Source organism: Marivita sp. (genome assembly GCF_965656765.1).
GTDB lineage: Bacteria > Pseudomonadota > Alphaproteobacteria > Rhodobacterales > Rhodobacteraceae > Marivita.
Window position 1 is genome coordinate 1 of sequence record NZ_CBFHLV010000003.1, and the last position, 15,678, is coordinate 15,678.

General features: G+C 57.1%; 15 protein-coding genes. 2 read left to right on the forward strand and 13 right to left on the reverse strand.

What is annotated here, in order from left to right; genetic code table 11:
• Positions 1 to 958 (forward strand): aldose epimerase family protein (locus tag ACTG4M_RS01680; RefSeq protein ID WP_439121897.1); only part of this gene is annotated, 958 nt, incomplete at its 5' end.
• A 30-nt stretch (positions 959 to 988) separates the two neighbouring features.
• On the opposite strand, the gene ACTG4M_RS01685 is transcribed toward ACTG4M_RS01680, so the two are convergent.
• The 12 genes from ACTG4M_RS01685 to ACTG4M_RS01740 form a co-directional block, all read right to left on the reverse strand.
• Positions 989 to 1,789 carry an NAD-dependent epimerase/dehydratase family protein gene (locus ACTG4M_RS01685; RefSeq protein WP_439121898.1) on the reverse strand — a complete coding sequence of 267 codons (801 nt, stop codon included), beginning with the start codon at positions 1,787 to 1,789 and terminating at the stop codon, positions 989 to 991.
• An 84-nt stretch (positions 1,790 to 1,873) separates the two neighbouring features.
• Positions 1,874 to 2,755, reverse strand: a complete 882-nt coding sequence (locus ACTG4M_RS01690) for an SMP-30/gluconolactonase/LRE family protein (protein WP_439121899.1) — start codon at positions 2,753 to 2,755, stop codon at positions 1,874 to 1,876.
• A gap of 144 nt (positions 2,756 to 2,899) precedes the next feature.
• On the reverse strand, positions 2,900 to 3,625 hold the full coding sequence (locus ACTG4M_RS01695; protein WP_439121900.1) for a ribonuclease activity regulator RraA: 726 nt from the start codon (positions 3,623 to 3,625) through the stop codon (positions 2,900 to 2,902).
• Positions 3,600 to 4,538: a dihydrodipicolinate synthase family protein gene (locus ACTG4M_RS01700; protein WP_439121901.1), complete on the reverse strand. Its 939-nt coding sequence runs from the start codon at positions 4,536 to 4,538 to the stop codon at positions 3,600 to 3,602. The genes ACTG4M_RS01695 and ACTG4M_RS01700 overlap by 26 nt, the downstream gene beginning before the upstream one ends.
• Positions 4,538 to 6,268: an L-arabinonate dehydratase gene (gene araD / locus ACTG4M_RS01705; protein ID WP_439121902.1), complete on the reverse strand. Its 1,731-nt coding sequence runs from the start codon at positions 6,266 to 6,268 to the stop codon at positions 4,538 to 4,540. The genes ACTG4M_RS01700 and araD overlap by 1 nt, the downstream gene beginning before the upstream one ends.
• Positions 6,269 to 6,473: 205 nt before the next feature.
• Positions 6,474 to 6,866 carry a Cu(I)-responsive transcriptional regulator gene (gene cueR / locus ACTG4M_RS01710; RefSeq protein ID WP_439121903.1) on the reverse strand — a complete coding sequence of 131 codons (393 nt, stop codon included), beginning with the start codon at positions 6,864 to 6,866 and terminating at the stop codon, positions 6,474 to 6,476.
• Positions 6,863 to 9,319, reverse strand: coding sequence for a heavy metal translocating P-type ATPase (locus ACTG4M_RS01715; protein ID WP_439121904.1), 2,457 nt, complete (start codon positions 9,317 to 9,319; stop codon positions 6,863 to 6,865). The genes cueR and ACTG4M_RS01715 overlap by 4 nt, the downstream gene beginning before the upstream one ends.
• A gap of 97 nt (positions 9,320 to 9,416) precedes the next feature.
• Positions 9,417 to 9,869, reverse strand: a complete 453-nt coding sequence (locus ACTG4M_RS01720) for a hypothetical protein (protein WP_439121905.1) — start codon at positions 9,867 to 9,869, stop codon at positions 9,417 to 9,419.
• A 220-nt stretch (positions 9,870 to 10,089) separates the two neighbouring features.
• On the reverse strand, positions 10,090 to 11,277 hold the full coding sequence (gene rlmN / locus ACTG4M_RS01725; protein ID WP_439121906.1) for a 23S rRNA (adenine(2503)-C(2))-methyltransferase RlmN: 1,188 nt from the start codon (positions 11,275 to 11,277) through the stop codon (positions 10,090 to 10,092).
• 127 nt (positions 11,278 to 11,404) lie between these two features.
• On the reverse strand, positions 11,405 to 12,448 hold the full coding sequence (locus tag ACTG4M_RS01730) for a permease (RefSeq protein ID WP_439121907.1): 1,044 nt from the start codon (positions 12,446 to 12,448) through the stop codon (positions 11,405 to 11,407).
• A gap of 16 nt (positions 12,449 to 12,464) precedes the next feature.
• Positions 12,465 to 12,782 (reverse strand): ArsR/SmtB family transcription factor, encoded by a 318-nt coding sequence (locus ACTG4M_RS01735; RefSeq protein ID WP_439121908.1) that lies wholly within the window; start codon positions 12,780 to 12,782, stop codon positions 12,465 to 12,467.
• Between the two features lie 145 nt (positions 12,783 to 12,927).
• A complete protein-coding gene (locus ACTG4M_RS01740) occupies positions 12,928 to 13,461 on the reverse strand; it encodes an invasion associated locus B family protein (protein ID WP_439122002.1) in 534 nt (177 codons plus the stop codon).
• Positions 13,462 to 13,635: 174 nt separating this feature from the next.
• Here ACTG4M_RS01740 and ACTG4M_RS01745 point away from each other — a divergent pair, with 174 nt between their 5' ends.
• Positions 13,636 to 14,634, forward strand: coding sequence for an asparaginase (locus ACTG4M_RS01745; RefSeq protein ID WP_439121909.1), 999 nt, complete (start codon positions 13,636 to 13,638; stop codon positions 14,632 to 14,634).
• On the opposite strand, the gene serB is transcribed toward ACTG4M_RS01745, so the two are convergent.
• On the reverse strand, positions 14,606 to 15,496 hold the full coding sequence (gene serB, locus ACTG4M_RS01750; RefSeq protein ID WP_439121910.1) for a phosphoserine phosphatase SerB: 891 nt from the start codon (positions 15,494 to 15,496) through the stop codon (positions 14,606 to 14,608). The two genes, ACTG4M_RS01745 and serB, sit on opposite strands and share 29 nt — an antisense overlap.
• Positions 15,497 to 15,678: the final 182 nt, after the last annotated feature.

Genomic DNA, 15,678 nt, shown 5'->3' on the forward strand with positions numbered 1-15,678 from the left:
CGCTCTCTTGGTGTTCGGAGGTGCTATGGATCAGATCGTGTCGCATTGTTTGCAGGATGGCGAAACCGAAGTGAAGGTTTTGTCGATGGGTTGTGCTGTAATGGATTGGATCATTCGTGGTCGGCACGTTGTTCTTGGGTATTTGGACCCGGAACACTATCGCCAGAACCCTGCATCCATGGGAGCGATTTGTGGGCGCGTTGCCAATCGGATTGCACAGGCGCGTTTTGACTTGAACGGGACTGAATACCGTTTGCCAGCCAATGCAGCGCCGCATCACTTGCACGGAGGGCCGCACGGTCTTGCACGGCGCAATTGGGATATGTCGCCGGATGGCACGCGCGCAGTTGAATTCCGTTTGGTGTCCGAAGATGGCGATCAGGGATATCCAGGTCGGGTGGCATTCCGCGTAATCATGCGCCTTGAGGGGGGGCGTTTGACGTGGGACATGCATGCCGTTCCAGATCGAATGACGCCTATCAACCTTGCGCAGCATTTGTATTTCAATCTCAACGGCGTGGGAACGGTCGCAGATCATGTGCTCAGCGTACAGGCGGACAGATACACGCCGAATGGCCCGGACCAAGTACCATTGGGCCGGATTGAACCTGTTAATGGAACAGATTTTGATTTCCGGACTCCTGTTCGGCTGGGCGATGGTGATGGCTGGGACGGCAATCTGGCTTTGAACAATCACCCCGGCCAGGCCGCCGAGGTTGTGGCACCCGACGGCATGCGGCTAGGGTTGTGGACGGATCAACCGGGCTTGCAAGTATACACGTCAAACAGCCTCAGGCCGGACCTGCCATCAGGCCCTGGCGCTGAGCATGGGTCTTTTGCTGGGCTGTGCCTCGAGGCTCAGGGCTTTCCGAACGCGGTGAATGTGCCCGACTTTCCGTCGATCTTGTGTTCGCCGGATGCGCCTTACAGGCAGGTCACCTCTATTGAGATTGGGTGAGGTTGATGATGCGTGACGTCGCGCATGTCATCAGCTTTCATGAATGCCATCTCCACAGAACGCGCCACCCTGATAAACTGCAGTTACGTCGTCAGCGGGCGGTGGGTCCATTTCTGCATCGATCTTTTCTCGGAACTTTTCGCCGTTGTCTTTTGGTTCCCAGCCCAAATAGGCAACTTCGCGATTGTCCCACCAAGACTCACTGTTGGCTGAGGCGCCGTAGATGATCGGGCAACCCAGCCGTGGCACCGTGAAGACACGTTTGATCAACGCGAAGAAATCGTCGTGGCTCATCCATGTCGCAAGCATGCGGTGATTACGCGGTTCGGGAAAGCAAGAGCCGATGCGCACACAGGCAGTCTCAATTCCGAATTTGTCATAGTACATGCTGGCCATCGCTTCGCCAAAGACTTTGGAAACGCCGTAGAGCCCGTCGGGGCGCGTCAACGAGTTGGCATCAAGGCGCTCGGTTTGTTTGTGAAAGCCGATGGCGTGGTTCGAACTGGCAAAGATAATCCGCGGCGTGACCGATGATTTGCGCGCCGCCTCGTAGAGGTTGAAAACCCCATCGATATTGGCGTTGCGCACGGTCTCCCACGTAGCCTCGACCGATTGACCGCCGAGATGGACAATCCCGTCACATCCTTCGACTAAAGCTTCGACCGCGTGTTTGTCACCCAGATCGCAATGAACGATCTCTTCGTGTTCCGCCGCATCTGTCAGTCCGCTCCGGTCGCTTAGCCGGATTGTTTCGGCAAGCGGCTTTAGTCCTTCGCGGCACACCACGCCAAGGTTTCCGGTCGCGCCAGTGATCAGTAGTTTTTTCAGCATCGTGTCCTCATCATTTTTACGGGTTGTGTGTGCATTATGTGTTAGGTCTTCTGCGCTATTGCGATGACCATAGTTAGATGCACTTTACCCCTGAAACCGCGCTTGGTGCACGCCTTGGATGCCAAGACCGGTGATCGCAAAAAGGCTGCCTGCCTCGGGTTGCGGTAGGTCTTCAGTCAAGCCAAGGCTGAGCGATGTGAAAAACAGCGTATCCAGATTGCGCCCGCCGAATTGTGGCTTGGTGGGTTTTTCGACCGGCAGGTCGATGGTTTGAACGACTTGGCCGTTCGGCGCGATGCGATACAGTTGCCATCCTTCGATCCCTGCCTGCCAATAGTGCCCTTCCGCATCCACAGTGCCGCCATCAGGCCGCCCGGGCATGTCCTTGGTATCAAAGAATACCTCTGGAGTTCCGGGCGTGCCTGTTTTTGGATCGTAATCGGCAGCGTAGATTGTGCGCACACGTGGGTTGCTGTCGGACCAATATATGCGTTCACCATCAGAGCTGAATGCCAAGCCGTTCGTTGTCCAAAAACCGTCTTTCCACGCAGTGACTGTCAAGTCCGGATCCAGCCGGTAAAAGGTTCCGGTGGCGTCTGGGTCGCCCGCATCTTTCATGGTGCCAGCCCAAAAACGGCCTTGCAGGTCAGTTCCACCATCATTGAACCGGTTGTCCGGCAGATGCGCTTCTGGGTCTGCGATGTGGCTGCGCGTATTTGTGTTGGGATCAAAGAACCAAAACCCGGTCTTGGCCGCAACAACAAGTCCGCCGCTCTCGCGGACGGCAAGGCACCCCACGGGTTCGCCAAATTTGTATGTGACGTTTTCGCCAGACTCGGGATCAAAGCGGTGTATCAACCCCGCTGGAATATCAACCCACCATAGGCATTGATCGCGGTGGTCCCAGACCGCGCCTTCGCCGATACGACTGCGGGTTGGTGCCACGCAGGTGATAGTGATGGTCATCTTTCCCCCTTTGAAGACGCGCGGTTCTGATCCGTCGATGTGGGCCATTAGTGCTGCGCTCGCGGACATGAATTGCGGGCGTCCAGTTTGGTTTCAGCCTGTAAAAGTGTTCTATCATCACACCGTGTGGCTGGTCTTTTGCCTTCAGCGGTTATTCGCTTTTCGCCAGTTTGCGAATTTCTTGAGGTTTTCCTCTTTGGTCGCTGGGTAAAGGCCGATGATCGTCTCGCCGTTTTGGACCTGCTCAAGTGCAAAGTCTTCATAGGCGGTCATCTCTGTTGCTTCGTCTGCGATCTCGTCGGCCAGATGCGCAGGTATGATGATAATGCTGTCGTCGTCACCAACGACGACATCGCCGGGAAAGACCGGTGCGTTGCCGCAGCCAATAGGCACGTTGATATCGATGGCTTCGTTGGTGGTCAGGTTCGTGGGCGAAGATGGGCGGCTATGGTAGGCTGGCATGTCAAGTTTTGCGATGTTCATGGCATCGCGAAAGCCGCCGTCGGTCACGACGCCAGCACCACCGCGCATCATCAAACGGGTGATCAGAATATCACCCGCGCTAGCAGCATAAGCGGATTTCCGACTGTCCATTACCATGACATGACCGGGTGGGCAGGTCTCAATCGCTTTGCGTTGGGGGTGTTCGGGGTTGCGGAATTCTACCAATTGATTGCGATCTTCGCGGGCTGGCATATAGCGCAGCGTAAAAGCTGGGCCGACCATGTTGCGGCCCTTCTGGGAAAGAGGGCGAACATCCTGAATGACCTGATTGCGCAGTCCGCGCTTGAAAAGCGCTGTGGCGAGCGTCGCCACCGAGACCCGTTCGAGCTTTGCCTTGGTTTCAGGTTTGAGCGTGTGTTCTGACATTTTTTGGTTCCGTCGTTCCGGCCAGCAGGCCATTGTCTTGCATGAAGGATTTGAGCTTTGCGTGCTGCGTTAGAGTTAGGGGCCAAGCACCTGGCGGCCGCACATCGCCGCAGTCGAGACCCTGCATCTTCAGCGCCGATTTCACGCCGGTCACGTTGGTGCCGCCCATCTCGTCGGCCCGGATGTCTTCGAAAACGCGCATGTCCGCGATAAGTGCATTGGCTTTCGTATAATCTCCGGCACTGAGCGCATCGCAGATTGCAACTGATCGTTCTGGCCAGACATTGATCAGGCCGGATGTAAATCCGCGCGCACCCACGGAATAGAGTGCCGGCGCCCAAACCTCGGCCAGTCCGGCCACCCATGTTATGCCCGGATCACAGGCGTTGATGGCGTCGGAAAGCTTCAAAGGATTAGGTGTCGCCCATTTTACCCCTTTGACACCTTCAACGGTACAGAGTTCGGCAATTGCCGCTGTGCCAATTGCATCGTTCCGCAGATATAGCATCAGCGGCAAGCCTTGAGCGGCATCGGCGATCCGCTTGAGGTATTCGACCATGCCGCGCGGACTTACAAATGGGTCGGGCGGCTGATGCACCATGATGGCTGTCGCACCAGCCTTAGCAGACTCGTGCGCCAAATGTATGGCGTCATGTATTCCCCGCCCCACCCCGGCCAGGACCGGCGCGCGGCCATCGACAAGGTTTGTCACGGCATGAACCATCTCGACTGCTTCGTGCGTGGTCAGGGCATAGAATTCGCCCGTGTTGCCATTGACCACAGGCATATGCACCCCCGCCACAAGCGCGCGATCAATGATCGGAGCAAGCTTGGCTGGAGCGACAGTGTCTTCTTCGTCAAAGGGTGTGACCAGGATTCCCGATATCCCGGCAAGTGCGGTTTCGAGGTCCATCAGTTGATTTCTGGTTCTGGCACAGGCGCGCCAAAATCCGTGCGAAGGAAATCAAAATCACAGCCCTTGTCGGCCTGTTCCACATGCTGGCTGAACATCTTGCCATAGCCGCGTTCATAACGGGGCGCAGGCGCTTGCCACTTGACCCGTCGTGCGTCCAATTCAGCATCAGTCAGATCGACGCGCAAGGTTCGGTTTGGGACGTCTACTTCAATTATGTCGCCGGTTTCGATCAGGGCCAAAGGCCCGCCGACAAAGGCTTCGGGGGCGACATGCAGAATGCAGGCCCCATAGGACGTGCCGGACATACGGGCGTCCGACATGCGTAGCATATCGCGGTGGCCCTGCTTCAAGAGCGCTTTCGGCATGGGGATCATGCCCCATTCAGGCATACCCGGTCCGCCCTGTGGCCCCGCGTTGCGCAGCACCAAGACATGGTCAGGCGTCATTGGGTAGTTTTCATCGTTGATGATCTCTTTCAGCTGCGCATAGCTGTCGGCGACGATCGCTGGGCCGGTATGGGTTTGGAATTTCTTGTCCATCGCGGCGGGCTTGATGACCGCCCCATCGGGGGCCAGATTGCCGCGCAGAACAGCAAGCGACCCTTCGTGATAAACTGGGTTGGACAGCGGGCGGATCACATCGTCATTGTAGTTGACCGCCTCTGAGATGTTTTCTCCCATCGTTTGCCCATTCACGGTCATTGCGGACAGGTCGAGCTTATCGCCCAGTTCCTTCATCAGCGCTGGCAGGCCACCGGCGTAGAAAAAATCCTCCATCAGGTATTCGGCGCCAGAGGGTCGGATGTTGGCAATCACAGGCGTGGTGCGGCCGATGGCATCCAGATCATCTAAGCCAAGATCAATCCCGGCGCGGCGGGCCATCGCAATCAGATGGATGATCGCATTGGTCGAGCAACCGGTAGCCATCGCAACCGTAACTGCGTTGCGGGTGCTTTCCCATGTCATGATTTTGTCAGGCGTCAGGTCTTCCCAAACCATTTCCACGGCTCGCCTGCCACAGGCAGCCGCCATACGCTTGTGCCCTGCATCAGGGGCTGGGATCGACGATGCACCGGGCAAGGTCAGACCCCAACCATCAGCGATCGACATCATTGTGCTGGCCGTCCCCATGGTCATGCAGGTGCCGTAGCTGCGGGCAATGCCGCCTTGCACGCCATCCCATTGGTCTTTGGTGATCGTGCCTGCGCGTCGTTCGTCCCAGTATTTCCAGACGTCGGTCCCGGACCCCAGCGTTTGCCCGGCGTAATTGCCCCTGAGCATTGCGCCAGCGGGCATGAAGATAAACGGCAAGCCCATGCTGACAGCGCCCATCACTAAGGCTGGTGTGGACTTGTCACAGCCACCCATCAGGACAACACCATCGATTGGGTGAGAGCGCAGGGTTTCTTCCACTTCAAGAGCGCCCATATTGCGGTAAAGCATCGAAGTTGGTTTGAGGAATTGCTCTGAAAAGGAATGCACGGGCATTTCAACCGGCATGCCGCCGGCCTGATACACGCCTTTTTTGACGTATTCGGCACGGTCCCGCAGATGGTGGTGACAAGGTGACAAATCAGACCACGTGTTGATAATCGCAATCACCGGTTTGCCTTCCCAATCGGCACCATCCAGTCCCATCTGCATTGCCCGAGAACGATGCCCCATCGACCGCAGGTCGTCAGGCGCGAACCAGCGGGCAGACCGAAGGTCTTCGGGTTTCTTGGTCATGGCGGGCTCCTTGGGAAATCGGCTGGGTGTAGATCAACAACAGAATGGCAATTATGTCCGCCATAACAAGGCCGAAAATCCAAGGCCGTTTCCGAGGGCGACGAAGTGGCAGTTGCGGTCGTGTTTGAGCGATTGGATCGAACCAGATTTCCGTGTCGAGCGTCGGAACTATGTAGCTGATCGGGCGCCGCTTTAATCAAGCGGCCTAATGCTTGCCTGTGGCCAAATCGCTTAGGATTGGGCAGTCGGGCCGGTTGTCACCGGCACAGCTTTGAACCAGTTCTGATAAGGTGTCCCGCATAGATTGAAGCTGTGAAATCTTGTCTTCGATTTTGTTCAGATGTGCTTGTGCCAAGTCTTTCACATCGGCGCTTGCCCGAGTTTTGTCATCGTAGAGGGCAAGCAACGTGCGGCAATCCTCAATCGTAAAGCCCAGCGCGCGAGCGCGCCCGAGAAAGGCCAGTTTATGGAGGTCACTGTCGCGGAACCTGCGATACCCGTTGGTGTCGCGCAGCGGTGTGATAAGGCCGATATCCTCGTAATAGCGAATTGTCTTGGGGGGCAGGCCCGCGCGCTGGGCGACGTCTCCGATGTTCATGCCGGAGCCTCCTCGAACTTTGGAGATGCCGTGTCTTGCTGGGCCGGAGCGATATTGCGCAGGCGCAGGGCATTGGTCAAAACAAACACCGAACTGAGCGCCATCGCGCCCGCGCCGAGCATCGGTGACAGCAAAATCCCAAAGGCTGGATAAAGTACGCCCGCTGCAACGGGGATCAGCGCTGTGTTGTAGGCAAAGGCCCAGAACAGGTTTTGCCGAATGTTGCGCATCGTATGGCGCGATACGTCAACGGCGTTAACCACTCCCGAGACACGGCCGGACGCCAATACGATATCGGCCGCTTCGATGGCCACATCGGTGCCCGTTCCGATAGCCAACCCTATCTCAGCCTCGGCGAGGGCAGGGGCATCGTTGATCCCGTCTCCGACGAAGGCCACAGCGCCGAATTGGTCTCGCAGGGCCTTGATCGCATCGACCTTACCGTCGGGCAAAACACCCGCCGTGACATGATCAATCCCAAGCTGGCGTGCAATTGCTTCGGCTGCGGCGGAACTGTCGCCCGAGATCATGGCCACTTTCAGACCCGCCTCGTGCAGCGCATCTATCGCAGGTTTCGCGCTTGGTTTGATCTGGTCGGCAACGGCAAATACACCAGCCGCTGTTCCATCAATGGCCGAACAGACAAGCGTATGCCCTTTATCCGAAAACCGCTCGATTGCATCGCCCAACGGGGCGGTGTTGATACCCAGTTCCGTAAGATGTCGTACAGATCCCACAGCTAGTGTTTGGCCGTCGATCTTGGCAATGAGCCCATATCCCGGCCGCGTTTCGCTGTCCGAAATGGCAGGTACATCAGTCGGAGCTGCTGCCAAAATCGCGCGGGCAATGGGATGATCAGAATTCTGTTCGGTAGCCGCTGTGAGTGTCAGAACCTCTTTTGGATCAAACCCCGGCGCGGTGAAACGATCAACCAAGGTTGGGCGGCCTTCGGTCAGCGTGCCGGTCTTATCGAAGGCGACAACCTTTGCCCCGTCCAGCCTTTGCAGAGCATCACCTTTGCGAAATAGCACACCAAGTTCGGCGGCGCGCCCGGTTCCGACCATGATGGAAGTCGGCGTAGCCAGACCCATCGCGCAGGGACAGGCGATGATCAGGACGGCGACACCAGAGACCAGCGCGTAACCAAGCGCGGGCGAGGGCCCGGTGCTTAGCCATGCCAGAACGGTCAATACTGCAATCGCCAGAACGACAGGCACAAAAATGCGCACAACGCGGTCGGCGAGCGCCTGAATAGGCAGCTTTGCGCCCTGTGCTGTTTGCACCATGTCGATGATCCGGGCGAGGACGGTGTTCGACCCGACCGCCGTGGCAGAGTAGATCAACGTTTTGCGCCCGTTGATTGTCCCACCCGTCACTAGTTCACCGGTGTGTTTGGCAACCGGCACGGGTTCGCCCGTGATCATCGACTCGTCAACGAAAGACTCGCCTTCAGTTACCACGCCATCCACCGCGATTCGCGCGCCGGGCAGCGCTTTGAGCACATCACCTGTTTTTACTTCGGACAGAGGAACCTCGACATAGACATCTTCGCGCAGCAGCAACACTGTATCGGGGCGCAGACCGATCAAATGCCGGATTGCAGCGCCCGTCCTGCCTTTGGCGCGCGCTTCCATCCAACGGCCAGCAAGGATCAGCGTGACGATCACACCCGCCGCTTCGAAATAGACCGCGCGGGTGCCGTCAGGCAGCAAAGAAGGCGCGAAGGTTGCAACGGTCGAATAGCCCCACGCGGCCAACGTTCCGAGGGCAACAAGACTGTTCATGTCAGGACTGCCCTTGGCCAAAAGCGGTAGGCCGATGCGGAAAAACCGCAGGCCGGGCCAAGCGAGAACCAGCGTGATGAGCACGAATTGCAGCACCCAGAAGCTTTGCATCCCGAGGCTGCCCATGATCGCGTGATGGAGTGGCGGATATAGATGCCCGCCCATTTCAGTGAGAAACACAGGAAAGGTCAAAAACGCCGCAATGAGAGTGTCACGCTTTAGCGGCGGTACCTCGGATGGAGCGGCGGTTGGTGTCTCGTTGCTTGCTGCCTTGGCGGGGTAACCCACATCAGTGATGGTCGCAGCAAGCGCGTCGGCAGTGACGGCGCCATCAAGGACGGTAACGGATGCGGCTTGTGTGCCAAGGTTCACGTTGGCAGATAGAACACCAGGCATATCCTCAAGCGCGCGCTCAACGCGGCCGGTGCAGGAGGCACAATTCATTCCGGAAATGGACAATCTGAACACTGTCTCGCGCGCAGGGTAGCCTGCTGACTCAAGCGCATCGCGCAGTGTTATTGAAGCGACGTCGCCGGTGACAGTCGCCATGTGATTGGCGATATTCACCGAGGCCTCTTTCACGCCCGGCGCTCCGGCCAAAGTGCGCTCAGCGCGTCCTGCACACCCTGCACAGCTCATATTGTCTACGGAGAAACGCAGCGTTGTCATGGTTCTGATCCTTTGCCTTGAGGATCAGATAAGGCTTCCAGTCACTGGAGGGTCAAGAGGTGTCGAAATAATTCGGAAGGATTCTGATTGAGCAAATTCAGTGAAGCGATGGAACAGGCGACTTTGGCAAAATCCGCGATCTGCATTCTTCACACAAAAGCGGAAGGCCAACACGGGTCGCCGCGCATAGCAGTGGCAACAATCCCGCTGGAGAGACCAGAAATCCAGCCTCGGCCAAGGCAGTTTCGCGACGTTGCTCTGTCGCGGCCATCACGAACCGCGCCACTAGAGCTTCATCAGAGGACACGCCGTTTGTTCCAACAGACAAGACTGCCAGACGGTGCCATCCATGTGTGCCTAGTAGGCGTAACATTTGTTCAAAGGCCTGAATGCAGGATTGGGTGCGCGCCGGTCCCATGGAACCTTGCAGTTCATCCCATAAATCCCTCTGGGCATCGGGCCCGCTTTTCCATGCGCGTAACAGTGCAATCACGCGCTTTTCCGGACCGCGCAGATCAGTGTCGGGCTGTAGTATTGGCGAATGATGCATGTCGAAACCTTTTTCCGCGAAGCTATGAAAAAGCTAATCGACAATTCTGATAAAAACAATCAGGAAATATCTTGGGCAAGTCTGGTGGCAGAATTTTGCGGCCAAGCACCGATCGGGATAGCGTTGAAAGGTGGTCTACTGCCATCTCGCAGGTGAGCTCATCGCCGTGCTGTTAACTGAAAATTTGAAGTGCTTTGTCGATGGACGCGTTTTTACAAACTCATCCAGTTCCCGTTTCCGCCGCGATTTGTGCCTTGCTCTTGCGGGCGCGTTCGGTGGCTGATTTCAACTGACCGCAAGCGGCCATGATGTCTTCTCCACGCGGAGTGCGGATCGGGGACGCATAGCCGGCCTTATAAATGATGTCGGCAAAGGATTCGATGCGGGACCAATCGGAGCGTTGATAAGGTGCGCCGGGCCATTCGTTGAACGGGATCAGGTTGATCTTGGCCGGAACCCCCGAGATCAGCTTGATCAGACGACGCGCGTCTGCATCGCTGTCGTTCACGTCCTTGAGCATTACGTATTCAAACGTGATGCGTTCCGAGTTTGAATTCTTCGGATACTCACGCAGCGCGTTGAGCAGTGTCTCGATATTCCAGCGCTTGTTGATTGGCACCAGTTTATCGCGCACCTCGTCCGTGGTCGCGTGAAAGCTGACGGCCAACAGGCAGCCAATTTCCTCGGCGGTCTTGGCGATTTCAGGCACAACGCCAGACGTGGACAGCGTGATGCGACGGCGGGACAGGGCAATGCCTTCGCCGTCCATCGCGATCTTCATGGCGTCGCGGACGTTGTCGAAATTGTATAGCGGCTCGCCCATGCCCATCAGAACGATATTCGACAGCAGGCGCGGGCCGTTTTCGCCAGTGCCAACACCGGGTTCAGGCCATTCGCCAAGGTCGTCGCGGGCTAGCATGACCTGACCGATGATTTCCCCGGCGGTTAGATTACGCACCAGCTTCTGGGTGCCAGTATGACAGAACGAACAGGTCAGCGTGCAGCCTATCTGGCTTGAGATGCAAAGCGTGCCCCGGTCGGTTTCCGGGATATAGACAACCTCAACCTCGTGGCGGCCCGCGATGCGCACAAGGTATTTGCGTGTGCCATCGGCAGAGATCTGTTTCGATACAATCTCGGGCAGTGCAATCTCGAACGCGTCATCCAACTGCGCCCGATACCCTTTAGCGAGATTCGTCATCGCGTGGAAATCGCGGACGCCCCACTGATAGACCCATTGCCAGATCTGATTGACCCGCATCTTGGATTGCTTTTCGGGCGTGCCCATGCCGATCAACGCCTCGCGCAGCTTGTCGCGGGTCAGGCCGACAATATTCGTCTTGCCTCCCTCGGGCGCTTTGCGCGGGATGGTCAGAACGTCTTGCGTGATCGGAGCAGAGCCGGTCATTGAGTTTGCCTTTCTCGAAAAGAGATGAGGCACATATAGGATTCTTTTCGCTTTGCCAAAGGGGGAATAAGGGTCCAAGGCTATTTCAACAGCCTTGGATAGAATCCTAGAAGATGGTTTGCCGGGCCTAGATCATCGTCCAGCCCTGATAGGCCAACCCGATCAGGAACGCTCCGCCTAGCGAAATTGCAAGGTACAGCGTGAACACACGCGGTTTCACCAATGCCCACACGGCAATGGCGGCTGGCAAAGAAGTCACCCCGCCTGCCACAAGGAAAGCAAGACCTGCGCCCTGTGCCATACCTTGCTCCATCAATCCGCTGATGAGCGGCAGAGCAGCATAGCCGTTCAGATAGGCGGGCACACCGACAACAGTCGCGATAGCGATGGGGCCAATGCCTGTGCCACCAAGCACCGACGTGATTGTTTCGGCCGGGATATAGGCAAGCATCAGGCTTTCCAAAAGGAAGGCAAGCGTTAGCCACTGGGCAAGGAAAAGCGTTGTTTTTAATGCTTCCTTGCCAAATTTCTCAAGCCGCTCGGAATGCTCCCAAAAGCGCCAGACCACCGGCTTGGGGTTGCGGATTTTGGCAGAGCCGCAACCGCCATTGCCCACACCTTCGCGCAAAGCATCGTGAAGAATGTGGCTACCGCCCAAGGCCAAGACGATAAAGCCGCCTGCCATGCCAAGGCCAACGGCGGCAAGTGTCTTGGCAATGGCGAATTCAAAACCAAGCACGCCAGATGTCAGCAGAAACATCGACGGATCCATCACCGGCGACGCCAGCCAGAACGCCATGACAGCAGACAAGGGAACACCCATCGTCAGCAGGGCCGCGATCAATGGTATGACACCGCAGGAACAGAAGGGCGAAAGACCGCCTGCCAATGCTGCCAGAAAGATCATTAACGCAGGAGATCCGGTAAAGGCGCGAGCGATAAGGTTGTCTGCCCCGGTGGCGACGGCCCACGCCGCGATCCCGATCGACAAAAGCAAGTACGGCCCGGTGTTCAACAAGGATTGCCCGGCAAATCCAATACTGTCCGCCGCCTGCGAGGGCGCGACCAAAGCAAGTATCAGAACGATCAGCCCGGACGCGATCCATACCTTTTGTTTCTTGACCGTTGACCAGATCTGGTTTGGGGGTGCGTTCGAGGAAAGATCAGCCATGGGTCGTGTCCTTGTTCTAAGCTGCGGTATCAGAGCTGTCTGCGCCAAGCCCGGCACAGCACGCATCCGAAAGAAACCCGATCAACCCGTCCATACGGTCAAAATCGGCAGTATTGATCACTTCCCGCCCTTGTTTGCTTTGGGTCACCAGACCGGCCTCAACCAGCATCTTAAGGTGATGCGCCTGTGTTGAGGCGGCCAAGCCGCTGTGATCAGTAATCTGACTGACGGTCAGTCCGGTATGCCCGGCGCGTACCAGCAGTCGAAAAATCTGAAGCCGAGCTTCGTGACCAAGGGCGGCCAAACCGCGGGCGTGATGCTGTGTCTGATTCATGGAACTATAAAACTAGAAATGTAGTTTTAATGCAAGGGAGACTTTTGTTCGCATAAAAAATGGCCGGACGTGATGTCCGACCAGACTGATTATCCTTAGGCTAAACGTGGCATTGCTGTAGGTTGCCAGCAACCTTTAGACCGGCTTATCCGTTCGCGCAGCGCTTTTCCGCGTCTTCGACCGCGGCGGTAAAGCCAAGCAGCGAAAACGTGTCTTTGGTCGTTGTCCCACGCGCCGACCGCGCTGTGAGTATCGCGTTCGCCCCGCGCTTCATCGCGGTGACGATCTTGGAATCATCCTGTGGTGTTGCGGGCCACGCCCATTCACCTTCGGTGAAAAGCTCGAACTCCGTGCCGCTTATATTCACATTAACAGTCGATCCGGGAGCGAAGGGGTACCCGCCAGTAAAGGCGACCTGTCCCTGCACTTCTGCCCCTGGTCGGTAGAATACCATCAGCAGAATCTCTCCTCGGGTCACAGCAACAACGCGCCCGCCACGTGTGTTCACGCTTTCCTTGTACGTGGTCACCGCCCAGCATTCCCGAGGGTCCTGCCCCTCGAACACACTCCAGTCGGTGATCGCGTTCACACGGTTGGTACTTGTTTCCTGCGCCACGCCCGCACTTGCCGCCACCAACGCAAATGCGCCGATCACCACACCGCCAATCCATGAATTCATGCGTCCAGCCTCCAGACTGTCCTTAGCCTCAAATCGTTTATCCGTCACAGATATGGGTTTATCCACCCCTTTGTCACTGCAACTTTGCCCTCGACCCATCGAGAATAGCCTGATTTATGGGGATCTTTAAAGCCCAATTGGCAGTTTTTTGCCCACTCAGAAGGGAGCAACCCCATGACAGACGCCGCACCTCTGGCCGAGATTTGGAGAGGCCCCTTTTGTGAAAGCCATCATACCGGTCATGCCGTCATCTGCGATGGCTTTGGGCAGATCGTGGCGGCTTGGGGCGATGCGGACGCCGTGATACTGCCGCGCAGTTCGTCAAAGATGATTCAAGCACTGCCGCTTTTGACGTCGGGCGCCGCTACGGCGCATAGCCTGACCCGAGAACAACTGGCCCTGTCCTGCGCGTCGCATCAGGGTGCACCGATACATGTTGAGCGTGTGTCGCGCTGGTTGAAAGATCTTGGTCTGGATGATGGCGCACTCCGTTGCGGCCCACAGGCAAGCCGCGACAAAGACCTCAAGCTCGATATGATCCGAGCGGGAGAATCGCCTTGCCGCGTGCACAATAACTGCTCTGGCAAACATGCGGGTTTCCTGACACTGACCCAGCATCTTGGAGCGGGTCCGGAATATGTCGATCTCGATCATCCCGTGCAGCGCGCTTGCCTCGACGTGTTTGAAACGGTGACGGATCAAACCAGCCCGGGATTTGGCATCGACGGCTGTTCAGCGCCGAATTTCGCCACGACCATGCACGGTATGGCGCGTGCAATGGCTTGGTTCGCCACCTCTGGCCAACGATCTGATACACTCAGTGCTGCCGCGACCCAACTGGTCGAGGCGATGTACGCCCATCCCGATCTGGTTGCTGGTGAAGGCCGGGCATGCACCCGATTGATGCGCGCTGCGAAAGAACCGGTCGCCTTGAAAACCGGTGCCGAAGGATACTTTATCGCGATCCTGCCGTCTCGCGGTCTCGGCATTGCTCTGAAAGCGTCGGACGGCGCGACACGGGCGGCTGAATGCGCAATTGCTGCACTTTTGGTCAGGCTTGATGTGCTTGACGCAAAAAACCCGGAGGTTCAGGCTTTTCTCAATCCCAACATCCGCAACTGGGATGGGTTGGTCACAGGTCAGATCAAGCCAGCGCCCGGTCTTCTGGTGTGACAAACGCGTCGCGGCTGTAACCTTGCAGAAACAGCAGTGCCGTCAGATCGCCATGGTTGATCCGCAGCTTGGCTTGGGCCTGAACGCTGGGCTTTGCGTGCAGCGCAACACCAGACCCAGCCCGTTGCAGCATGCCCAGGTCATTGGCGCCGTCCCCAACGGCAAGCACGTCGGTTTCGCTGAGACCTAGTCGTTTTGTAACATCTTCCAAAGCGGCCACTTTGGCCTCGCGCCCAAGAATTGGGCGCGCCACATCACCAGTCAACATGGTGTCGTCCGTCAACAGAGTGTTTGCGCGGTTTTCATCAAAGCCGAGGGTCGCTGCCACCCGCGCAGTGAACGAAGTAAATCCCCCGGACACCAAAGCGGCATACGCGCCATTGGCCTTCATTGTGGCCAGCAAAACCGGCCCGCCGGGCATGAGGCTGATCCGTGTGTTCAACACATCGTCGATCACAGACTCTGGCAGGCCCTTCAACAGCCCGACGCGTGCGATCAACGCACCCTCAAAGTCCAACTCACCATTCATCGCGCGTGCGGTGATGTCTTTCACCTGCGCACCGACGCCCGCCATTTCGGCCAATTCGTCGATACATTCTTGCTGGATCATTGTGCTGTCCATATCGGCCAGCAACACCTTCTTGCGCCGCCCCGCACTGGGTTGAATGGTCAGGTCGACGCCCTGATCTTGCAACGCGTTCCAGCTTGTGTCGGCTGTGTCAGGCACGGCGGCCATTTCGAATTCCGCCGCTTCGTCAGGCGACAGCCAAACCAGATCACCGCCGCCCCATGCATTGCGCAAGGCTTCGGCCAGCGCAGGATCGAGCGTTCCCGGTTGGGCGATAAGCGTGGCTGTGAACATAATTTATCTCCAAAGCAAAACTGGCAGCGATGTATCCATGGCTGTAACAAAAGACCAGATCGAAGACTGCGCAGGCTCAGCCTTCTTCTTTTTTCAAATATTGCCGCCGGAGGCATCGGCAGATGGCAAAGGGGTCGGATCTATGAAGTTTCCGATCCGCAACATGCGTTACGTACCGATAC